Source organism: Mesobacillus boroniphilus (assembly GCF_018424685.1).
Lineage (GTDB): Bacteria > Bacillota > Bacilli > Bacillales > Cytobacillaceae > Mesobacillus > Mesobacillus boroniphilus_A.
The window spans coordinates 420,132-441,287 of sequence record NZ_QTKX01000003.1 but is presented as its reverse complement, the minus strand read 5'-3'; the positions used below and the strand labels follow the sequence as shown (position 1 = coordinate 441,287).

The following is a 21,156-nucleotide window of genomic DNA, read 5'->3' as shown; positions in this document are numbered from 1 at the left end:
ATAAAGGGGATGTTTACAGAAACTTAACATCCCCTTCCTTAATTATTGTTTAACAAATGGACACCACCAGCAAGTTGTTTTGATTTTTTTTAGCTTACGAATTTTCATGCTCTCACCTCCTCTAAACAATTATGTTTTTGATCCAAATGATTTTCATTCCGCTCGGAATTCGCATGGAATGCAGTCCATTCTGAAAATACTTCCTTAAACTTTTCAACAAGTTCAGGATCAAATTGTGTACCTTGACCTTCTATTATCCTGTTGTATGCCACTTCAAAAGGCATGGCTGAACGATAGGACCGGGAGGATGTCATAGCATCGAAAGCATCCGCTATGGACACTACTCTTGCTGAATAAGGAATTTCACTTCCCTTTAATTGTTCAGGATACCCCGTACCATCCCACCTTTCATGATGAGATTTTATAATATCAATACTGTCTCCTAGTCCATTCACCTTAATAATAGCTTCTGCCCCTACCGCTGGATGTGTTTTAATAATTTCATATTCTTCTTTTGTCAGTTTACCAGGTTTCATAAGTATTGAATCAGGGATATTCACTTTCCCTATATCATGTAATAAACACGCATAAGTGAAGGAACGCAGTTGTTCTTTCGTAAATTTCCCAGTAGCTTCAGCCAGTGAGTTTGCATAGTACGCTACTCTTTCGCTGTGACCCTTGGTATAAGGATCCTTTAACTCAAGTGTTGCAATTACTCCTTTAACAATTCCAGATAGTTGATTATCATATGATTCTTTAATAGCTTCCACATATCCTTGATATCTCTTTAAAATAATGAATCCTAATAATGATAGGATTAAAATCACCGGTATTGGAAAAAAAACTTCGGTTGTATTAAGTAATAGTCCTATGAACGAGTATTTAAAAATAGTTCCAAGTGAAACTGTCCAAAAAAAAGCAGTATTTACGAAAATTGGAGCAAAGAGAATCAGGAACACTTCAACGATATTTCCACCGTCATAGCCTAAACCATTACCTAGGTAAGTTACTGAATCATTAAGTATTGTAATTACTATAAATCCCAGAAAAAAAATAAACTTAACTGAATAAATTTTTCCCTTTTTCAACATTAAAGACACAATTGGTAATAACAATAGGATTAAAAGGTGATAATAATATCTATAGTTCGAGAAAATCAAAACATCCTTGTTCGTAACAAATTTCGGATATAAATAATAATAGAAAATCTCAAAGGAAATGAATAATATATAAAATAAAGTTATAAACCACTTTAATGCTCTTTTTTCCTCATGATACAAAGATGGCTCCTCAAAAGAATTTTGCATGATAGTACCTCTTTTTCTGTCAATATACCTATGTATTTTCCCTTCATATCGCCATTATTCTTGATATATTAATAGTTTTATTGAAATAAGAATAAAATAAGCATTATGACCTAGTTCAATTTGTCATCGTTCGACATTTTTCTCCATTATAAACCAAAAGGACTATTTATTAAAATAGTCCTTTTGGTTTATTTATTGGGTAATTTTTCATTATTCAGCCATAGCTTTATTTAAAAGTTGGTACGGATATAGTAACAATTGTCCCTTTTTCCATTTCACTTTGAATATTTAATGTACCTTCATGTTCTTCAATAATTTTTTTCGTGACCATCAAGCCTAATCCGTTTCCGTTTTGCTTGGTTGTATAGAAGGGCTCTCCTAATTTAGCGAGCTTCTCTGGAGGGATACCACATCCTTCATCCTTCACTGAAATTAAAGCACGACCGTCTTCAATTTTGGAGTGAATGGTTACTGTCCCCCCATTAGGCATTGCTTCCATGGCATTCTTTATTAAGTTGATAAAAACTTGCTTCAGCTGATTTTCGTCACATAATAGCACAGTTGAATCGTCTACATCATACTTCATTTGAATATCTTTCCTCTGAGCATGCGGATCAATAACTGTTATAACGTAATGTATTATATCAACAAGTTTCTTATGAGTTTTTACAGCGGTATGAGGTTTGCCGAGAATCAGCAGATCATTTACAATCGCATTAATTCTATCGATTTCATTTAGCATGATTGGATAGTATTGTTCATCACCCTTATCCTTTTCTTGCTGCAACTGAGTAAAACCCTTCAAAGAAGATAAAGGATTTTTAATTTCATGGGCAATTGCCGTAGCCATCTGGCCAATGACAGCCAGCTTTTCTTGCTGCCTTAAATCGTTATGAATAGAAGTGATGGCCTTAATATATGATTGGAATCTCAAAAGCAAAATCCAGGCAATCGCAGCAATAAAGACAATTAAGCCCATAGCAATAAGAACGCTAGTCGTCTGAAAAACAATACCAGATAGAGCGTATTTAATTAAAAACCCTAGAGTCATCGTCCAAAAGAAACGATTACTCACAAATATTGGTGAAAATAAAATAAAGTAAATTTCAACTACATGCCCAGTTTTGAATTCTCCATCTGTTCCCCAGTAGACCATAAAATTATTAATAATATCTACTAGTATAAAGGCAAAAAAGTAAATGTATTTTATCTTTTCGGGGTTACCTTTCCTTATCAGGTAGATAGCTAAAGGGAGCAGCGTAAATAAAAAAACATGAAAGAAAAAACCCAATCCACCTAAAGGCAAGCCTATTTTTTCATTATTAAAATAAGGAACCAAATAATAAATTACAAAGTCATATGGAACAAGAATTAAATAAAAAGTCCACAAAAAGAACTTAACTGCTTTTACTTCTTCATATACTAAAACCGAATTTTTTTTGAGTGGATCCATACGAATCTCCTTAAATCCTAAACTTGATAGCCTTATTATAGCAGGATGTGTCGCATCTTGTTACTTTTTGTCTCGTTTTGGAGGTGGTTTTTAATAAATATTTTTTATAGCTATAAAGGAATTTTTTATAGAATAAAAAATGGACCAGGTTCTCATATACCTGGTCCACTGCTTTTTATGCTGTTTCACTTAGATTATATTCATTGAGGATTCCTTCAAGTTTCAGTGCCAGCCCCATGCTGCCCTGGACTTTGAGTTTTCCTGTCATGAAGGCGGCTGTTCCGTTCAATTTGCCCACAATCATCTTCTTGAAGTTTTTGTCTGAAAGCTTCAGGGTGCAATCTGGGGTTCCTTCCGTTCCTTCGACCACACGAGCAGTTCCGTCAGATAAGAATAGCTGGAACGTTCCAGTGTCGTCACCTGTGATTTCATACTGATAAACAACGTTCATGCCCTCGATGGGCTCTGGCTTTTCATTCATGACCTTCTCGATTTCCTGCCAAACTTCTCTAATTGATTTGCTCTCCAACCTACTCGCCACCTCTATCAAACTAGTTTATTTTCATCATACCCGACTGAAGTCCTATGGGCAATCCGGAATTGCAAGTATTGTCAGATAATTCCCTATATACGTCGGGATGCTTTTCACTTAACTGCCCGTACTTGCGAATGCCTTCAGTCCCCTATTCCAGAATGCATAGGCAAGGACACAGCAAACAATCGCAGCCACAGGAGTCCAGAGCGCGAATTCCTTGTAGCCTGACTTATCAATAAAATAAGCTGCCGGGAAAAATGCTGTGAACCCGTATGGAATGATCCAGGTCAGGAACATGCGGATTCCCTTGTGATAGATCGTCAGCGGGTATCTGGCAAAATCGCTCAGGTTGAAGACCGCCCATACAATAGGAAGACTGTCGATCATCCAGAAGCTGAATGTCGCAAAAAATAAGTTGATTGCCACGAAAATCAATCCTGATGAAATAATCATGATGATCAGCATTGCGATTTCCGCAGCTCCCCATACTAGATCAAGCTGTGGAATCGCTGTTCCTAGTATGATTAAGCCGATGATCAGTTGACCAAACCCATCCTGATGCAATCGATCTGCGACGACATGGAACAATGGATTGACCGGCCTGATCAGCAAGCGGTCGAGCTTTCCCGGACGGATGTACTGCCAGCCAAGCGTCCATAAATTATCAAAGAAAATCTGGTGGATCGACCGGCCCGTTGCCGCAATTCCGTAAATGAACAAAATCTCATAGAACGACCAACCATTAATCTGCTCAATGTGGTCGAACACTACTTTTACAAAAAAGATGGAAGCGAACTGCTCAAGCATCACCGAGGCGACCCCGATCAAAAAATCGATTCGGTACTCCATCATCACCTTCATATGGCTCTTCGCAAACTCCCAATATAATCTCGTATAACGACGCATAGAAACGCCTCCTAACCTCCGAAAATCGTAATCTGTTTAATCGCTTGCGACCAGATTACCCTTACCAAAACATATAAAGATACCAGCCAGAAGAGCTGTACACCCAGAGCCATATAAGCCTCCGTCCCGCTTATGAGTCCTGAATAGATTGATACCGGCAGATAAATCATCGCCTGGAACGGAAGGAACTCAGTGATGGTTCTCAGCCAATCAGGAAAAAGGGTAATCGGCACAAGTGCGCCTGAGAAAAATGTAATCAAGGATTCCTTTAGTACCCTTACTCCCCAGACATTGACCGTCCAGAACGCGAGCACGCCGACAAGGAAGTCGAAGAAAGTACCGATCCAAATACCCACCAGCGCACTCACTACGAATAGCAAGACCGTCTCAGGTGATTTTGGAAAGCTTAAATCCATGAAGAAGTAAGCAATTAACACCATCGGGATAGTTCCCTGTATCAAGTACATAATCTTTGCTCCGATATCGACAGCAAATAATTTAAAAATCATATCGTATGGGCGCATTAACTCGATTGCGACCTGTCCGTCCTTTATGTTTTCCGCAAGCTCATTGCCGACACCGCCAACAAACCCCTGCAGCAGCATCGCAATTACGATATACGTCAGCATCGTTTCAAGATTAATATTTTGAATAGTTGTCTGGTTCGCATAAACTGCCTGCCAGAAGAAGTAAATAATCAGCAGCCTCATCACTGCAGAAACGGTCCCGGCCCAGTACCAGGCTGAATAGGCGGTATTCTCCTGCATCCGCCCTTTAGCTATTTGCCAATACTTTCTCATGCTCTACCCCCTGTTCCTGCTTGTTGTACAGCTCCTCAACAATCGTCTCAATCTTAGGATCAGCAATATTCAAATCTCCAATTTCATACATGCTCATCATTTCTGAAATGACGAACGAGCTTTTGACAGTCTCATGGTCAAAAGAAAGGCTGACCTTCGTTTCTTCCTCATTCGGTAAAACTTCTGCTTGACCAACGAGGGAAGCTGGCAATACGAACTTTTCTTTATCAGCCACTTCAAAATGAATCACCCGTTTTTGGCCGAATTGCTTTTTAATTTCATCCAGACCGCCATCATATACGATGGTACCTCCATCAATGATAATGATCCTGTCACAGATTTCTTCAATGTCCTGCATATCATGTGTAGTCAGCAGCACTGTTGTGCCCCAGCGCTGATTCATTTCTTTAATAAACTTGCGGATTTTCACTTTTACCGCAATATCAAGACCAATTGTCGGCTCATCCAGGTAGACAACCTTAGGCCTGTGAAGGAAGGCAGCAGCCAGTTCACAGCGCATTTTTTGTCCGAGCGAAAGCTGTCTGACCGGAATGCCAAGCAATGGTTCTAGGTTAAGTACCTCGGTAAACATCGCGATCGTTTCCTTATATTCCTGCTCCGGAATCTCGTAAATATGCTTCAAGAGATTATAAGATTCGCGTACAGGAATATCCCAGAACAGCTGCGTACGCTGCCCGAAGACAGCCCCAATATTGACAGCATTCTTCTGACGGTTTTCATATGGTACCAGCCCATTCACCGTCACTTTTCCTGAAGTCGGCGTCAGGATGCCCGTAAGCATCTTAATCGTCGTCGACTTTCCGGCACCATTCGCGCCGATATAGCCAACCGTTTCGCCTTGTTCGATGGAAAAATTAATCCCCTTCACCGCATGCTTCGTCTCATACTTCCGGTTAAAAAGCGACTTGATCGCTCCCTTTAGACCAGGATCGCGCTTCACCAATTTATATTCCTTCTTTAAATTTTCAACTGTAATCACACATATCACTCTCCAAGAACATACATTCGATTTTTAGGCACAAAAAAACCACAGACATCCCAGTCCGTGGTTTAGCAGTTATTTTACATGAAAAATAAACGCACTACACACAATGCAGGCAGGCCGAAGATAAATCATATGAAATTGTTGTTGCTGTTCCATTCGTAGTGTTCAACATTTCGACTGCCTCCTTAAGTTACTTTTCATATTGTACCTTTATAAGAAAAATTTGGCAACAGTAAATCTTTAAAATTTCTATGCCAGAATGATATGTGGCACTTTTTTATAGCAAGCCCTGATAATATTTAATCGTTTCTTTTAAACCTGCTGAAAAACTATATTTAGGCAGCCACTTTAAAGCTTTTTCTGCATACTCTTTAGATAAAATACTATGTTTTATATCTCCCGGTCTTTCATCTGAATAATTTGGAGAGACTTCTACATTTAGTATTTGGGATATTCTTCTAAATACCTCCACAATCGGCACCTGGCTCTGGGAACCAATATTAATAATACTGTTTTCTCCAGAAGTTAATGCGGCTATATTTGCTCTCGCCACATCTTTAACAAAAACGAAATCCCTCGTTTGCAATCCATCACCATAGATATTTATTATGTCACCCTTTACTAACTTTTCTATAAAAATAGCAATTACCCCGGCTTCTCCATTCACATCCTGGCGTGGGCCAAAGACATTTGAATATCTTAAAATAGTGTAAGGCAGATGATACATACTTGAGAAAAGCTGTATATATTGCTCAGCACATTGTTTCGAAATTCCATAGGGAGAAATCGGTGCAGAAGGATGACTTTCATCGATGGGTAAATACTGAGGACTGCCGTAAACCGCAGCACTTGAGGAAAAAATAAATTTTTTCACTCCATGTTTTACACATGTATTTAGAAGGTTTACAGTTCCAATAACATTTATATGTCCATCATAAACAGGATCAGACATAGATTTTGTAACGGAAACCTGTGCTGCCTGATGGATGACGATATCGGGCTTCTCAGCCATAAAAACCTGATCGAGATTTTCACATATATCCGCTTTATAGAATACGGAATCCTTTGGAAGGTTCCTCATATTCCCGGCTGCTAAATTATCTACAGCAATCGTCTCAAAGTTTTCCTTTATTAGTTCATCTACTATGTTAGAACCAATGAAACCGGCTCCCCCCGTGACTAGCACCTTCATGAATGAGCATCCCCTTTAACGTTATAAAGAACATCCGTACAAAAAGCACCTTTGTAATAGGTTACGTACAGAAGTTATTGCTATCTTATGAATCAAGACGGCTAATCAGCACTAATTTCATTACTCATAGAATTCTTTTTGGCTTCACCCCGCCCTTCTTTTCAAAAAGAAAAAGCACCAGGTTCCCGTCAAATGGAACTAGGTGCTTACCCTTGGATAGAACATATGAAGATGCACCTTCGATGAAAAGCAGAAAATGAATCCCATCCGTTCAAATAAAAATGATTTTCTAATGAATTTTTCCAAAAGGACATGTTTATAAAATGTTCACCAGCCAGAAGCCGTGCATGAGGGTAATTCCTGTATATGAAAAAGAAGCGAATAGTGTAATCCCTTTAATAAAACCGCTTTTGGGTACTTGCTTGAATACAATAAATAATAAGAGGAAAAGCGAAAGAGCCGCTTTAGAACAGATAAATAATAATGGATTTACTTCATATATAAAGTTCATCACTGGGTTCAACTCGGTTATGAACTCATTTTCCAGACCAAACCAGGTCACAAAAGCATCAATCAGATTCAGGAACGTAAGATAATAGAAGAGAAGAGTCAATACTTTCACCTCAAGGGGAAATTTGAAAATCTATCTGTCATTATTGCCAACAATGAATCATTAATTTACATACCCTTTTGGTCTATGTATATTACATTCGATTAAACCGAAGTACCTGACAAAGCTTCGTAAGGGAATAAAACAACCTTGACTCAATTAATTGGTCAAGGTCACTAGTTCACGTTCATATGGTCCTTCTTTCTATTATGAATAAGCATGAGAACAGTCCCTGCCGCAATCATCACTGCCCCTGCAACCAGGAGATTAAAAATTCCTGTGGCCGTATTAGGCAGTTTTATTCCTCCATTTGATGGCAGTATGGCCTCTTGTCCGGCACCTTCAGCAGAGAGTGGAAATTTAACTTCAACAACTAGTCCCTGAAATTCATTGCCTAGTTCAAAAGGCATTTCCACATGGAAATCCAATTCTTCTGACCCCTTGCTTTTAATGAATCTTGAGTCAAGTTTGTGAAAATCCTTCAGCTTTCCTTCGTATAAAACCCCTTCTCCTCCACTTACTTTCAGTAGGAGCTCATTATATAATTTTTCAGAGCCTTTAAGAAATTGGTTAGAAAAAGAATATTTAAAATCTTGCTTACCATCATTGGAAATCAAAAGCGTCCTGGTCGTCCAATCACCTGGCTTCAGGTGATCAAGGTTAAACAAAATGCCTTGAGGAGTTGTGGAAAGATCTATTTCTTTTATTTCACGAGAATTCGTATTTGACACGGCCATAGCCGAGAGTGGAAAGCACGTAATGATAAATGTTGCAAAAACGATGAGCAGCCTAAACTTCTTCATAATTCCGCTCCTTTCCTATAGGTTCTATAGGAAAGGCAGGGATCAACCCTGCCTTTTTTTATTGACTAAAATCCAATGCTTAGCGCTCTTCGCCTGGCATTTGAGTGGCTTCGAACACTAACTCTAAGTTAGATTCTTCACCCTGGAATTTATTTTGCTTGAAGAGACGACTGCCTTCGATTCGCTCGTTATTTTCTTCGAATTTAATCGTAATATCGTAGGTCACTTCTCCATTACCAGAGGCAAGACCAACTGCATTTGCTCCTGTGCCTGTTAATTCAAATGTACCTGGGCGCTCCAGCAAACCTTGTAATGTTCCATCATATACATAATTATCTGTACCTTGCTTTTTGATTTTCACGCTGAATTGGGAGAGGAATTCTTCCTCATCATTGGTCCCGTAGTCTGACCCAAGATTAAGAATATCCTTATCTTCCCAGCCCCCTAGTTTATTTGCATGAACAAAAACATCATCAATGTCAAGAGAACCTTTATTCTTTAGTGTCAATTGTTCTGTAATAGTTGTCCCAAGACTAAGATTCCTAAAGTTAAAGGCAGCAGACGTGCCAACAGCTAAATCCAAGGTACCTGCTTTGAATGAACTATCTACTTCTTCAACATCATTGAATGCCGCCCAGGTTCCTCCTCCAATAAGTGATAGTCCTAACGCTCCGGATACGATTCCTAAACCTAGTCTTTTTTTGATATTCATTTTCTATTCCTCCCTGTTAATTTTTCCTCATATTCTTGTACGTGTATGTGAATCTAGCATCGTGAAAAACTACGAAATTATTGTTTGTTTTTCCTCCATTGCTGCAATTGCTCTTGTTTTTTCTACTAGTTGCCTTAAAGCCTGATAAATTGTCCAGGCTGAGTAAACAAGAAGCAACAAGCCTGGTATGATCAGAAGCAGACCGATTCCAAGTGGAGAACTTGCATATTTCAGCAGATAGCCAACTAGCGGAATGGTAATGCCTGAATATACAGCCAGTACATTCTGACTGTTTACCGGGTTCATATCTTCATTCTCGTTATGATCACCCTTTGTTCGATAAAGGACGTTTTCACCTTGCTTGATTACTTCCATAATCCGATGGGTAATGATATTCATTTCATTTTGCCTGAAAGTGATGACATCATGTTTTTCCAGAATGGTTGGATTCTCAGCTTTTTTTACAAGGATTAAAGATCCTGTCTTGAATGTTGGCTCCATTGAGCCAGACAGGACTGTCTTGAATTGATAACCAAAAAGTTCAGGTTCTTGACCTGAAACCCGAGAAGAAACCACCATTATGAGCATGAGCAGGAAGACCGAAAAAACGAACCAATATATAGCGTTGCCAATCATCCTAAATGTTCTTTTCAAAATGGAATTCCTCTCCTTTACATCTAATCACCACTATCCACAGGTTCATTGTTCTCCGGATCGGATGACGGCTGATTAGAAGGGTCTATTTGGACACTTTTTTCATCAAACTCTTTTTCCTCATTATCTGAACTATCTAGCGGATCATTCGTTGCTTGCTTCTGTTTGTCATTCTCTTTCTCCTGTTCTATCGTCAGTGGAGCATCGTTGTTCTGTTCAGAGGGACCTGCATCGCGATCAATCTCATTTTTTTCGTTGTCATTGTTTATCTCTGGAACGGAGCAGTCGCTTACTTTAATAACATCGCTCCAGATCGCTTCCTTTCCAGGGTGAGCAGGCTTTGTTATTTTGAATCTATATTGTCCATTCCCCGGAAGACTCTGAAGATTGGACGTCTCGATTCTTCCTGCCTTATTTGCAGTTATCTGTGGAACTTCACCGCTCTCAAGTACTGGACTAATAGGATTTTTTGAGTCTTTGCCTTCTCCAACCATAAATAATTCCCATTTCCATGTGGAGAACGTCATATCTTCACCAGCATTGTATACATCCGTGAATACATATGGAGGATCACAGCTGCCCCCTCTTTCCAAACCTGCAAAATTGAAAGATAATGAACTTTTATCCCATTCATCTATCGGCCAACTAACCTGGACGGAAGCCCGGACTTTTTCAACATCATTGAAAGCTGCATTGGTATACGTATTTAGTTGAATCAATGAAAATAGCAATAGATAACTTGCCGCCAAGATTGGAATGAACCTGCTGAAAAAACGGGGCGGACGCCTGTATTTTCTCATTCGAGTGTGTCGAATAGTTATCACCTCCCGACTCTTGAGTCATTTATTATTTATTGGCACAGCATAGAGGCTTATTGAAAACACTTATGTCGTTCTTTTTAGAGAACAACTCTATTAAAGTATATGCCAGTCTATCATTTTTGAAAAACGTTAAAAATGGTTATATATTCTTTATAAAGAACATTTTTCGTTATAAATCTCTTTTTATCTCTTGTTTACTCACTATTTCAAAATTTCTATCTTAATTGTTTTTAATAAAGAACAAAAATAGACTGAAGCATTTGCTTCAGTCTAAATTGCTTTTTTTATTAGAATCAAAACTCAATCATTCACCATCTAAGCTGTAACTCCTTGCTTTTTTCCAGCCTCCATTACGATTTCCCCGAAGAAATCAACCGCTTTTAGACTCTCTTCAAAAATATAATTGGACTTCCATGTCGTATCGATGAAAACTTCCATCACTTTCGTTGCACGTTCGTCTCCACTTTCAGCATATTCTAATGCTGTGACGCATTCGAAAATTTTCACCATCAGCTCGGCAACTCTTTTAGAATGAAATGTTTTATGATCAGCTGATGCATGATTGAGAGAAGTTAACAGGGACTCTAGCTGCTCTACTCCTGTTTGAACCTGTTTCGCAAATTCACTCTCCATCCCTGAAATGCGCCCCTTTATTTCCTGTAAAAACAGCTCGCCAGCATTGAACTTCTCCATCAATCGCAATACTTCTAGTCCGAGGATATTCGCAGTACCTTCCCAAACGGTCAGCACTTGTGCATCTCTCAATAAACGCGGCGTGACAAAGTCTTCGATATACCCGTTCCCGCCGTGCATTTCGATGGCTTCGTGTGCGAAGTGGACGGCTTGTTCGGCGGTTTCTTTTTTCAACAGGGCAATGTAGAGTCTATTGAGGACGATATCTTTTTCTGATACTCCCGGTTCATTCCTTATGACTTTCTCAAACAACGGAAGATACTTAAACACTGTCCTGGTTTCAACTTCAAGCTTCACGGCCATTTTAACCAGGGATTCTTTAATCATTGGAAAATCAGCCAGTTTTTTGCCGAAGGCGTCGCGTTTTAATGCGTATTGTCTTGCTTCGCTGTATGCACGGCGCATGATTCCGAGTGATGCGACGGTGTTGCAGACGCGGGATAGGTTCAACGCTTCCATCATATAGTAAAAGCCTTTTGTTGGATCGCCAACGACAAATGCTTCTGCACCTTCAAACTCGACTTCGGCTGATGGCACTGCTTTGACTCCGAGTTTGTCTTTTAGCCTGCGAATCTTGATGCCGTTAAGTTTTCCATCTTCTTTACGCCAAGGGACTGCGAATAACGTCAGGCCTTTTGTTCCTGATGGTGCTCCTTCTTTTCTTGCTAACACCATCGCGACTCCGCACATTCCTGCGTTGGAGGCGAAGTATTTTTCACCGTAGAGCTTGTAGCCCTCCGCCGTTTGAACTGCCTTCACCACATTTGCGCCGACATCGGACCCTCCCTGGCGCTCAGTCAGGAAGGTTGCGCCTTCGAACAGCGTTGTATCCCCTGTTGATAAAACATGGGGAAGGAATTTTTCTTTTAATTCTGGAGACGCGTATTGGTCCAATAAATAGGCTGTTGCCATCGTCAGGGTTACCGGACAGTAAAAGCCTGGCTCTGTTTGGGATAACAGATAGCCCTGTGCATAAGAATAGATATAATTCCCCTTCCGTCCAAGCTTGGGAATCTCCTTATGGACGTAGCCGACAATCCCGGTGTTATAAGAATCTTCAACTGTTTTCCGATACCCATCATTCACCCATACTTCAGAGATGTCCTCACCGTAGGCATCGAATTTAATCAGCTTCGGTTGGCCTTCGCGGTCGGTAAACCTGGCACGCTGGTCGATGTCATTTGCACATTTCTCGCCATATTCCATTAGCTCTTTATCAGCATACGCAAAAAATTCCTCATCCAGTAATTCTTTCAACAATGCCCGAAACTGTGGTTCTTCTTGATAAAAATTCATTGGTTTAGCCTCCCTTTAAATTCAGTCATCAGTCTTTCGATTTCTTCTTTGATCTCAACCAATTCACATATTCTGTCATTCACCTCTGCCAACTTCTCTTCCCCGTACTCGATGGTCCGCTTCAGCTGCTTTTCTCCTGTCCGGTCCTCGTCGAATAGCAGGACCATTTCTTTAATTTCCTCCAGCGAGAAGCCAAAGCGTTTCCCTCTTAGCACAAGCTTCAACCTTGCAAGATCGCTGCCGGAGTAGGTTCGCCGGCCCCCTTCTGTTCGGGATGGCTCCAACAAGCCAAGCTCTTCATAATACCGAATGGTCCTTGTTGTAACCCCAAACTCCTCAGCCAAATCAGAAATCGAATACATAGCAAAACCTCTTTTTTAACAGAATAATCAGTAAATTAATTATACCATTGACGTTAACGTAAAGAGCAACTGTAAAAAGCCAGATTCCATTTTGGAATCCGGCTTATTTTTTTACATATAGCTTTGGATCGACACTATTTGATTTTTCATAGTTCCACTGTCCTTCGTGGATTTCAAAGTGAAGATGCTTACCCCTGCTGTCGCCAGTGTTGCCCATGTAGCCGAGCATCTCGCCTTTGCTGATGGACTGCCCCGTAGTAACGATGCTTTTATCCAAATGGGCATAAAGGGTGGTGAAAGTCTTGCCATTGATCTTATGGGTGATGAGGACAGTGTTCCCGTAGGATGCGGAATAATAGGAACGGATGACGGTTCCAGACGCGGCTGCGACTACTTCAGTATCAGGCGATTCATCAGCGATATCGATTCCGGCGTGGAGCCTGCCCCACCTCGGTCCGTAGCCAGAAGTCAACTCTCCGCTTGTCGGCATTATAAATACGTCTTCTAGTTCAGCAGAGTCATACTCAACTCTTTGGTTTTCTTTTAAAATAGCGATTTCCTGGGATGCTAGATTCACATAGACTTCATACATGTCCATTAGCTCGGACTCGTTTTCCTGTTTTTCCTTCTGGACCGAATCAAGCAAGCGCTGCTTTTCTTCTACCTTCATTTCCATCTCAGCTTTCAACGACTGCATTTCCTTATGGTCATCTTCGAGCAGCTCAATCTCTTGCTGGAGTACCGCTTCCTGCTTTCGCACCTTCTCTAAATCCACCTGGTGTTTTGCCATTAACTCTTTGTCAGCTTTCATGATGGTGCTGACCACAGTGGCAACATCGAATAATTGGGACAGACTTTTAGAATCGAAAATCATATCCACATAAAGCCCCAAACCATCATTTGCCTGCATGGTCCGCATTCGTTCTTTGATTAGTTGCTCTCGATGTTGAATGGTGGCAGCCAGCTTGTCGATTTCATTTTTCATATTTGCTGAAGATTTTCCGGTGCTGTCGATGACGCTTTGCAGATGACGGATTTTCTGATTAATCTCAGTCATCTCATCGTCCAATGTCTTTAGTTCGGAAAGATATTTTTGCTCGGCTGCATCCATTGCTTCAATTTGCTCTTCTTTCTTCGTAAAATCTTCTTTCACATCAAGTCGCTGCTGGCGGATTTCCGGCAGTTTTACCGATGCTTCAGCCGGGAAAGTACCTGACCCTGCCAGCCCAATCGTCATTGCGAGAAATAAACTACGTTTAAACACCCTATTCCTCCGTTATTCAAGTCTGCATGACTGATTCTATGTATTCTTCCTCCAGTATATAGCAGAGAAATTGCTGAATCTGTCGACTTTTGGCTCGGAGAAAGTAAAAAACCACCCTCAATAGAGAGTGGCTTCACAAACATTATTTCTGAATCAAGTAATCTACCAATTTTTTCTTCGGCTTCCCGAAGATTTCTTCTTCTAGACGTTTCCCTGTTGGCGTCGCAGCCAGTCCGCCTTCTGCTGTTTCCCTTAACGCAGATGGCATCGTCTGTCCGATGGCGTACATCGCGCCGATGACTTCGTCGCATGGGATTCTGCTTGTTACGCCTGCAAGTGCCATGTCGGCTGCAGTGATGGCGTTCGAAGCACCCATCGCATTTCTTTTTACACATGGAACTTCAACTAGTCCTGCAACAGGGTCGCATACTAATCCAAGCATATTTTTGAGCGTGATCGCAAAAGCGTCAGATGACTGCTGCGGAGTTCCGCCAGCCATTTCTACAATGGCTGCCGCTGCCATTCCGGCAGCTGACCCGACTTCTGCCTGGCAACCGCCTGCTGCACCAGAAATAGAAGCATTGTTGGCCACAACAAATCCGAATGCCGCTGTCGTAAACAAGTACTCAATCATTTCCATGCGTGTCGGGTTCAATTTTTCCTTTACGGCAAAAAGTGTTCCCGGCACGACGCCTGCTGATCCTGCAGTCGGTGTCGCGCAGATAATGCCCATCGCCGCGTTCACTTCATTCGTGGCAACAGCCTTACTGACAGCATCCAATAATAGATTGCCAGCCAGTGATTTTCCGCTGTCAATGTATTTTTGCAGCAAGACCGCGTCCCCTCCGGTAAGGCCGGTCTGGGATTTGACGCCATTCAAACCTCGTTCCACAGCGCGTTCCATGACCTGGAGATTATTGTCCATCTGGGCAATAATCTCTTCACGGGAACGGCCAGAAACCTCTATTTCCTGCCGAATCATGATTTCGGCGATTTTCACGTTATTTTTTTCAGCTAATTCAACAAGCTCCGCAACATTACGAAACATGGCTAGCCCTCCTGATGTAACTCAAATTTAGTCAACGAGACGGATGACCTGGTCAACGCCATCTAGCGCAGTTAACTCCGCATACACTCCGTCCTCGAGTTTGTGGTCCATTTCGATGACCATGACGGCAATATCTCCCTTATCCTTTCGGGAGACCTCCATATGGCCGATGTTGATTTGATGTTTTGATAAAACGGTTGTCACGGCTGAAATCAGCCCGAACCTGTCATGATGGACGACGAGGATGGCCGGGTTGGCGCCGGACAGCTTCAGCTTAAACGAATTGATTTCTGTAATTTCAATGGTTCCGCCACCGATGGAAATCCCGACGATTTCTAGCTCCTTACCCTGTCCATCGTAAAGATTTATTTTTACCGTATTTGGATGCTCCATAACAGCATCCTCAGTAATGAATTCAACTTCAAGTCCAGATTCCTCGGCGATTTTCAAAGCATTGGGAATTCGTTCATCAAATGTATCAAAGTCCAAGATTCCGGCTACGAGTGCCAGATCTGTTCCGTGTCCTTTATAGGTTTTAGCAAAAGAGCCGTACAGGGAGATGACGGCCTTTGTCGGCTGCTTCTCGAATAATGTGCGCGCCACGCGTCCAATCCTTGCAGCGCCCGCTGTATGCGAACTCGATGGTCCGATCATCACCGGACCTATAATATCAAATGCAGAACGATATTTCATGGTGCACTGCTCCTTTTCAAATCTATTGAAAGCGATTTCATATATAAACATTTTTAAAGAGTCCTAACCATAGTTATCTTACCACATTATATATATAGTTTAACCATAAATATAATGGAAGTTGAAAAGCTCCAGCGCCTTGGTCAGCTCTGACAAGCGCTGGAGCTGGAGCTGGATCTCAGTTAAAAACCACCCCGCCGAAACGGAATGGCTAGTTAACACTTACTTTATTCCTTCCGCTGTTTTTCGATACATACAGGCCTTTATCTGCACGGTTCAGCAGGGAATCGATATTGTCCCCTTGCTGATAATCTGTGACCCCGAAGCTTGCAGTCAAACTGCCGGCTCCTTTAAAGTAATGATTTTCAACCATTTTACGGAAATGCTCAGCTTTTTCATAGGCATGTCCACCAGTACTATTGGAAATCAGGATGAATTCCTCTCCGCCCCAACGGCCGAAAAGGTCTCCGTCTGTTAGATTGGCAGAAACAATGGCAGACAACTCCTTCAGGACACAGTCGCCAATTTTATGACCATATACATCATTAACTTTTTTAAAATGATCGATATCGAAAAAGATGATCGAAAATGGCTTACTTTCCTCTTCAGCGGCCTCGAGCTTTCCCTCAAGCCAAACATCAATCTGGTGGCGGTTGGCAACGCGTGTCAGGGAATCAATATAAGCATGCATTTTAAAGAAATTCCTCTCTGTAAAAGCACGGAACATATTTTGCGCATAAAACAGGACCAGTATATAGACTATATTCGCAGCATGGAATTGTGTCAGCGAATCAATCGATTCTGGAGTCATTTGCCCGCTGTAGAACACCGCTATGATTAGTGTGATCAGGAAGATGAATATCGAGAAATACATCCCTCTTTTTGTTCCCAGCACCAGAAAGAAAAACATGATGATCAGTGGCATCCAAACGATGAAATCACCGAGCGAACCCCCGGTTGTCGCCAGGTCGTTGTAGACAACATCAAACAATGTTAAGACATGATATATACTGACTAATAATAGATTTGAGTACTCGCCAAACCGGATCCCTCGATTCAAATAGGCCAGAAACCAGCTGACCGAGAACCAGAAAATGAGTGTGAAATTTATTATCGCATCGAATTGGCTCAGAGTATTCAGGACGCTGTTGATGACGAGAGCAATCGTAATGATCGGCAGCATCCACATGTATACACTTCGTTTCAGCTCTTCGATCGTATCAAATTTGATAAACATCCTTCTCATCTCCCCAGCCGCTCACCACCCTATTTGGTGTCGGCACACCTGCACCTTTTAGTCTCAAACCATCTTTATTGTGTTTGAAAGTAATTATATTGAATTCGAAATAAATGGCTTTGGAATGGCAGCATCCCCAGAATAAAAACAGATGTCCACCTTCTACTCCCATTTTACTAGAAAAGTCTATTTTAGTATATTTTCAAATGCAAAAGAAGAAGCAAAAGTCCTAGAAATAGAATCTGCTTCTTCTGATTTTTATAATTTATCAGCTGGTTAATCAACTCTATTCCAAAGCACCTGAAGCAAGCCGACTTATAAAAAAGGTAAAAGCAATAAAGCTATGAAAAAGCTTTACTCCACCCAGTTCCAGTAGGCCATTTCACCAAGGTTGGCACCCTGGATTTGCTCATTTTCCTTTAGCTTCAGCAATTCTTTTACCGGACCGGTCACGACTGCGCCATAGACCTGGAATCCTTCTTTCATAAGATAATCGTATCGCTCCTCAAGGTGAGTGAGGCCGAGGAAATTCTCCCGGTAGCTGGTTGATTCATTATCAAGCAGTTTTTTCATTTGCTTCAGCATCAATTTTTTATTTTCGTCAGTGAATTTTTCCTCAAGTCCATATTTGCTTGTGGAACGGTAATTGTCCCTCGCCTCACGTCCGCCTGTGAAGCCAAAGGGTTCTACTGACAATGAATCCCCGCTGCCGTGCCAGCTTTCTTCATAGTCCTTCAACTCCCCGGTATACAAAGGCATCCATAGTACATCGAGATCGTATGGCTTCAAAAACTCTAACATTTCCTCAGGTGTCTTATATTCCTTTGTTGAAAAAGAAAGCTCGGCCACCGTACCTTCGTGGACCTTCTCAAGCTTCGTCCAAACTGATGGGTCCTCATTCGCATTAAGCTTGTTCCCTGTCTTCGGATGTTCCGGCAGGTAAAAGTTGTATTCCCTTTCGGTTTTAGGTTTGATGTATTCCGTATTATTCGTAGAGTATATCGGAATCATCCGTTTAGCTAACTGTTTTGTACCTACCAGTTCTGGTTCTTTGCCAATCATCTTGAAGACTGGATAGGAAATTTTTTGCGTGAGGAACGGGGTGATTTCGACTGATTCAATCCCGCCAAAATCATCCTGCATATTCGGCTGTGTCCAGTCCATCGCCAGCCTGCTGTAAAAAAGATGTTTCTTATCAAGGTCCAGGGCATGATAACTAATCGAGACAACCAACATATACAGCCAAAAGAAAAAAAGTGTGGCTGCGATGACCCTTATGACCCTCATCGTCAAAGTAAACCGGTATTTAAAGAGGATTTTCTTCTCCTTATCCTTAGTCCATTCCATGTTCATCGTCCTTCCATCCGTGTTTTTCCGCGATTTGCGCCAGCCGATTCCGCGCCCTATGAAGCGTGACCTTCACCTGGTTCTCCGACAGCTCGAGTGCTTCCTGTATTTCCTGGTAACTGAACATCTCAACCTCGCGCAGGTACAGGATTGATCGGTACTGCTCCGGCAAAAAGGCCATCAGCTGCTGTAGGTCCTCAGAGGTCTCCGCCTGAATCATCTCGTCCTCCGGCAGCCCATAAGGACTCGCCATCTCATCCTTCGAAAACAAATAATCCGCAAACGGAACCCATTTCCTGCGCTGGCGCCGCCTCCATTCATCCAAATAAGCATTGCGGGCCACTTTGAATAGCCAGGCCCTTACATCCTCATTCTGGTAAAACGAAAGTGAAACCGTTGCCCGGGCAAATGTTTCCTGTGTCAAATCCTCGGCCAGCTGATGCGACCCCGAAAGCTTTAACAGAAAATAATAAAGGGGCTTTGTGTACTTTCTATATAAATTGTCGAGTTCATTTCTTCTGCCGTCGTCCATACAACTGCCCCTCATTTTTAAAATCTCAATACTAAAACGATGAACTATATAAAATGTTACACTCATCATGGGCAGTTTTGGGAAAAACTTTTAAAATACTATTATCACCGTGAATGCTTTGGCTTTCTTTTTTCGAAGTATGGTACATTAAATAGGAGCAAAAGGAAGGGAGTTTTTTCAATGACAGAACAGAACAATGCTTTACCGCCAAAAACGTGTGAAATCGAGCGTCTTGTCACAATGGAAGACGACGTCAATAAAGTATTAGAAGGCAAGAAAACAGCGACTCGTCGAAACGGCCGTTATGCAGATGTAGGCGAAATCATGGAGTTAAAAGGACAGAAGTTCGTAGTGGACAATGTCTATTCACAGTCACTCGGGGAATTAACGGATGCAGACGCGCACCGCGAAGGCTTTGAAACGGTCGAGGAGTACAAGCAGGCGATATTATCCTACCACCCGGGAATGCCGTGGCTTCCGCAAATGAGAGTCTGGGTGCATGAGTTCAGCCCTGTCGAAGAATAAGAAATGGATTTATTTTACCGATTTATCATTTATCTTCACGTCGCAAGCGTGATTGCGTCAATTGGCCCATTCTTCATTTTGATGCCAATTGTAAAAAAACTGCCTGATGCCATAGAGAAAGAATTAGAGGCATACCTGGCTCTCTTGAAGTCGGTCGTCCGGCTATCGAAGCATGCTGGCCATGTGCTGATCGGAACAGGAGTGCTGCTTGTCATCCTCGGCCCATGGACATGGAAAACGCCATGGATCGTTGGGACACTGGCACTGCTGTTCGCTTCCTTATTTTTCCTCGCGAGGGCATTCTCGCCGACACTTCGGAATTTCACCGAAGAAGGCGCGAACAAGCTAGAATTAGCTGCAAAACTGAAGCGCACCATTTGGATCTACATCATCTTATTGATGTCCATGCTCTGGTTCATGGTCGTGAAGCCGAATTTGTGGTGAAAAAATTGAAGCCCGGGCGGCGTGGCCCGGGCTTTTAATATTAGTGAAATGAACGACTTGGTCGAAATAATGCCAAATGTGGTCGAATTAATCGGAAATGTGGTCGAATTAATTCAAAATGTGGTCGAATAAATTTATTTTTCGCCAATAAAATGAAAAATGTGGTCGATATATTTTGAAATCTGGTAGATATATTTAATTTTCCGCTGCTAAATTCACAAATAAGGATGATATTATCAAATTTCCGCTAAATCACTTTCAGCACGCAGACCTTCTTCATTTTACCAGAATACCCTCGTTTAAAAGAGATTCAGTATCCATAATTACCGCAAATTCTTCATTCAGGTTCGCCATCGTCATGGCGTGTATCAATTCCCCAGGGAAAATCTCTCCATTAATCCCTTTCCTGTCAAAGGTTGCAGTTGCATCGGAAACAAGCACTGGGTTAAAACCGTAATTTCCAGCCATACGTGTCGTGGTTTCCACACAATGGTTCGTGGTCAATCCTGTGATGACAATATGTTCGCTCTTCATATCCATGAGGATTTGATGCAAATCTGTCCCGATAAATGCACTGTTCACTGACTTGGTGATTACTATGTCATCCTTCTGTGGCTGAATGAATTCCATGAACTCCACAGCCTCTTTATTTTCCACATAAAAGAAGGAATCACCATTTTTTTTTGAAATATGCTGTACGAAGATGACCGGTCTTCCCATGTTCCGCCATTGCCCGATTAATTTTTCAATATTCTTTTCTGCATCAGGATTGTTCCGTTTGCCCCAGGCAGGATGAAAGAAAGCTTTCTGTACATCTATAACAATCAGCGGATCATTTTTCGTGAATATCATACTAACATCCCCTTTACACTTTTATAAGGTAATTTTATTTAAAAGAGGATATAATTTACATACG

23 protein-coding genes are annotated in these 21,156 nt (G+C 41.5%); 2 read left to right on the top strand and 21 right to left on the bottom strand.

The genetic code is table 11. From position 1 onward, the window contains the following. Nucleotides 1–104: 104 nt before the first annotated feature. The 20 genes from DYI25_RS19490 to DYI25_RS19395 form a co-directional block, all read right to left on the bottom strand. Nucleotides 105–1,307, bottom strand: coding sequence for an HD-GYP domain-containing protein (locus DYI25_RS19490; protein ID WP_213372048.1), 1,203 nt, complete (start codon nucleotides 1,305–1,307; stop codon nucleotides 105–107). A 226-nt stretch (nucleotides 1,308–1,533) separates the two neighbouring features. Continuing rightward, complete coding sequence (locus DYI25_RS19485) at nucleotides 1,534–2,760, bottom strand: ATP-binding protein (protein ID WP_213372046.1); 1,227 nt, start codon at nucleotides 2,758–2,760, stop codon at nucleotides 1,534–1,536. Between the two features lie 175 nt (nucleotides 2,761–2,935). Next, nucleotides 2,936–3,289, bottom strand: coding sequence for an SCP2 sterol-binding domain-containing protein (locus DYI25_RS19480; RefSeq protein ID WP_249745554.1), 354 nt, complete (start codon nucleotides 3,287–3,289; stop codon nucleotides 2,936–2,938). Nucleotides 3,290–3,409: 120 nt separating this feature from the next. Continuing rightward, complete coding sequence (locus DYI25_RS19475) at nucleotides 3,410–4,201, bottom strand: ABC transporter permease (RefSeq protein ID WP_213372042.1); 792 nt, start codon at nucleotides 4,199–4,201, stop codon at nucleotides 3,410–3,412. 11 nt (nucleotides 4,202–4,212) lie between these two features. Next, entirely contained in the window at nucleotides 4,213–5,001 is a 789-nt protein-coding gene (locus tag DYI25_RS19470) for an ABC transporter permease (RefSeq protein ID WP_213372040.1), read from the bottom strand. Beyond that, on the bottom strand, nucleotides 4,976–6,001 hold the full coding sequence (locus DYI25_RS19465) for an ABC transporter ATP-binding protein (RefSeq protein WP_213372038.1): 1,026 nt from the start codon (nucleotides 5,999–6,001) through the stop codon (nucleotides 4,976–4,978). The genes DYI25_RS19470 and DYI25_RS19465 overlap by 26 nt, the downstream gene beginning before the upstream one ends. A 283-nt stretch (nucleotides 6,002–6,284) precedes the next feature. Beyond that, nucleotides 6,285–7,199, bottom strand: coding sequence for an NAD-dependent epimerase/dehydratase family protein (locus tag DYI25_RS19460; protein WP_213372036.1), 915 nt, complete (start codon nucleotides 7,197–7,199; stop codon nucleotides 6,285–6,287). Nucleotides 7,200–7,515: 316 nt separating this feature from the next. Then, nucleotides 7,516–7,812, bottom strand: coding sequence for a DUF5658 family protein (locus DYI25_RS19455; protein ID WP_213372034.1), 297 nt, complete (start codon nucleotides 7,810–7,812; stop codon nucleotides 7,516–7,518). Nucleotides 7,813–7,985: 173 nt separating this feature from the next. Further along, the gene (locus DYI25_RS19450) at nucleotides 7,986–8,612 is read right to left on the bottom strand and encodes an LPXTG cell wall anchor domain-containing protein (protein WP_213372032.1); all 627 of its coding nucleotides are present in this window, start codon (nucleotides 8,610–8,612) and stop codon (nucleotides 7,986–7,988) included. 79 nt (nucleotides 8,613–8,691) lie between these two features. After that, the gene (locus tag DYI25_RS19445) at nucleotides 8,692–9,324 is read right to left on the bottom strand and encodes a TasA family protein (RefSeq protein WP_213372030.1); all 633 of its coding nucleotides are present in this window, start codon (nucleotides 9,322–9,324) and stop codon (nucleotides 8,692–8,694) included. Between the two features lie 69 nt (nucleotides 9,325–9,393). Next, nucleotides 9,394–9,978 (bottom strand): signal peptidase I SipW, encoded by a 585-nt coding sequence (gene sipW / locus DYI25_RS19440; RefSeq protein ID WP_213372029.1) that lies wholly within the window; start codon nucleotides 9,976–9,978, stop codon nucleotides 9,394–9,396. 23 nt (nucleotides 9,979–10,001) lie between these two features. Then, on the bottom strand, nucleotides 10,002–10,778 hold the full coding sequence (gene tapA, locus DYI25_RS19435; protein WP_213372028.1) for an amyloid fiber anchoring/assembly protein TapA: 777 nt from the start codon (nucleotides 10,776–10,778) through the stop codon (nucleotides 10,002–10,004). 336 nt (nucleotides 10,779–11,114) lie between these two features. Further along, nucleotides 11,115–12,788, bottom strand: a complete 1,674-nt coding sequence (locus DYI25_RS19430) for an acyl-CoA dehydrogenase family protein (protein WP_213372027.1) — start codon at nucleotides 12,786–12,788, stop codon at nucleotides 11,115–11,117. Next, entirely contained in the window at nucleotides 12,785–13,150 is a 366-nt protein-coding gene (locus tag DYI25_RS19425) for a MerR family transcriptional regulator (protein WP_213372026.1), read from the bottom strand. The genes DYI25_RS19430 and DYI25_RS19425 overlap by 4 nt, the downstream gene beginning before the upstream one ends. A gap of 103 nt (nucleotides 13,151–13,253) precedes the next feature. Next, nucleotides 13,254–14,414 (bottom strand): murein hydrolase activator EnvC family protein, encoded by a 1,161-nt coding sequence (locus DYI25_RS22765; RefSeq protein ID WP_213372025.1) that lies wholly within the window; start codon nucleotides 14,412–14,414, stop codon nucleotides 13,254–13,256. A gap of 142 nt (nucleotides 14,415–14,556) precedes the next feature. Continuing rightward, a complete protein-coding gene (gene sdaAA, locus DYI25_RS19415; protein WP_213372024.1) occupies nucleotides 14,557–15,462 on the bottom strand; it encodes an L-serine ammonia-lyase, iron-sulfur-dependent, subunit alpha in 906 nt (301 codons plus the stop codon). 27 nt (nucleotides 15,463–15,489) lie between these two features. Further along, the gene (gene sdaAB / locus DYI25_RS19410) at nucleotides 15,490–16,155 is read right to left on the bottom strand and encodes an L-serine ammonia-lyase, iron-sulfur-dependent subunit beta (RefSeq protein ID WP_213372023.1); all 666 of its coding nucleotides are present in this window, start codon (nucleotides 16,153–16,155) and stop codon (nucleotides 15,490–15,492) included. Between the two features lie 211 nt (nucleotides 16,156–16,366). After that, entirely contained in the window at nucleotides 16,367–17,392 is a 1,026-nt protein-coding gene (locus tag DYI25_RS19405) for a GGDEF domain-containing protein (protein WP_213372020.1), read from the bottom strand. 354 nt (nucleotides 17,393–17,746) lie between these two features. After that, entirely contained in the window at nucleotides 17,747–18,739 is a 993-nt protein-coding gene (locus DYI25_RS19400; protein WP_249745553.1) for an anti-sigma factor, read from the bottom strand. Then, nucleotides 18,726–19,271: a sigma-70 family RNA polymerase sigma factor gene (locus DYI25_RS19395; RefSeq protein ID WP_213372016.1), complete on the bottom strand. Its 546-nt coding sequence runs from the start codon at nucleotides 19,269–19,271 to the stop codon at nucleotides 18,726–18,728. The genes DYI25_RS19400 and DYI25_RS19395 overlap by 14 nt, the downstream gene beginning before the upstream one ends. 180 nt (nucleotides 19,272–19,451) lie before the next feature. On the opposite strand from DYI25_RS19395, the gene DYI25_RS19390 reads away from it, so the two are divergent. Continuing rightward, entirely contained in the window at nucleotides 19,452–19,796 is a 345-nt protein-coding gene (locus tag DYI25_RS19390) for an ASCH domain-containing protein (protein WP_213372015.1), read from the top strand. Between the two features lie 3 nt (nucleotides 19,797–19,799). Continuing rightward, on the top strand, nucleotides 19,800–20,240 hold the full coding sequence (locus tag DYI25_RS19385; RefSeq protein WP_213372013.1) for a hypothetical protein: 441 nt from the start codon (nucleotides 19,800–19,802) through the stop codon (nucleotides 20,238–20,240). 276 nt (nucleotides 20,241–20,516) lie between these two features. Here DYI25_RS19385 and DYI25_RS19380 read toward each other — a convergent pair whose 3' ends face one another. Beyond that, nucleotides 20,517–21,092 carry a cysteine hydrolase family protein gene (locus DYI25_RS19380; protein ID WP_213372011.1) on the bottom strand — a complete coding sequence of 192 codons (576 nt, stop codon included), beginning with the start codon at nucleotides 21,090–21,092 and terminating at the stop codon, nucleotides 20,517–20,519. Nucleotides 21,093–21,156 lie beyond the last annotated feature (64 nt).

Excerpts from the sequence above, each read along its gene's own strand:
- DYI25_RS19490 (WP_213372048.1), bottom strand. The coding sequence starts at position 1,307 with ATGCAAAATTCTTTTGAGGAGCCATCTTTGTATCATGAGGAAAAAAGA.
- DYI25_RS19485 (WP_213372046.1), bottom strand. The coding sequence starts at position 2,760 with ATGGATCCACTCAAAAAAAATTCGGTTTTAGTATATGAAGAAGTAAAA.
- DYI25_RS19475 (WP_213372042.1), bottom strand. The coding sequence starts at position 4,201 with ATGCGTCGTTATACGAGATTATATTGGGAGTTTGCGAAGAGCCATATG.
- DYI25_RS19470 (WP_213372040.1), bottom strand. The coding sequence starts at position 5,001 with ATGAGAAAGTATTGGCAAATAGCTAAAGGGCGGATGCAGGAGAATACC.
- DYI25_RS19460 (WP_213372036.1), bottom strand. The coding sequence starts at position 7,199 with ATGAAGGTGCTAGTCACGGGGGGAGCCGGTTTCATTGGTTCTAACATA.
- DYI25_RS19450 (WP_213372032.1), bottom strand. The coding sequence starts at position 8,612 with ATGAAGAAGTTTAGGCTGCTCATCGTTTTTGCAACATTTATCATTACG.
- DYI25_RS19445 (WP_213372030.1), bottom strand. The coding sequence starts at position 9,324 with ATGAATATCAAAAAAAGACTAGGTTTAGGAATCGTATCCGGAGCGTTA.
- tapA (WP_213372028.1), bottom strand. The coding sequence starts at position 10,778 with ATGAGAAAATACAGGCGTCCGCCCCGTTTTTTCAGCAGGTTCATTCCA.
- DYI25_RS19430 (WP_213372027.1), bottom strand. The coding sequence starts at position 12,788 with ATGAATTTTTATCAAGAAGAACCACAGTTTCGGGCATTGTTGAAAGAA.
- DYI25_RS19425 (WP_213372026.1), bottom strand. The coding sequence starts at position 13,150 with ATGTATTCGATTTCTGATTTGGCTGAGGAGTTTGGGGTTACAACAAGG.
- sdaAA (WP_213372024.1), bottom strand. The coding sequence starts at position 15,462 with ATGTTTCGTAATGTTGCGGAGCTTGTTGAATTAGCTGAAAAAAATAAC.
- sdaAB (WP_213372023.1), bottom strand. The coding sequence starts at position 16,155 with ATGAAATATCGTTCTGCATTTGATATTATAGGTCCGGTGATGATCGGA.
- DYI25_RS19405 (WP_213372020.1), bottom strand. The coding sequence starts at position 17,392 with ATGTTTATCAAATTTGATACGATCGAAGAGCTGAAACGAAGTGTATAC.
- DYI25_RS19400 (WP_249745553.1), bottom strand. The coding sequence starts at position 18,739 with ATGGAATGGACTAAGGATAAGGAGAAGAAAATCCTCTTTAAATACCGG.
- DYI25_RS19395 (WP_213372016.1), bottom strand. The coding sequence starts at position 19,271 with ATGGACGACGGCAGAAGAAATGAACTCGACAATTTATATAGAAAGTAC.
- DYI25_RS19390 (WP_213372015.1), top strand. The coding sequence starts at position 19,452 with ATGACAGAACAGAACAATGCTTTACCGCCAAAAACGTGTGAAATCGAG.
- DYI25_RS19385 (WP_213372013.1), top strand. The coding sequence starts at position 19,800 with ATGGATTTATTTTACCGATTTATCATTTATCTTCACGTCGCAAGCGTG.
- DYI25_RS19380 (WP_213372011.1), bottom strand. The coding sequence starts at position 21,092 with ATGATATTCACGAAAAATGATCCGCTGATTGTTATAGATGTACAGAAA.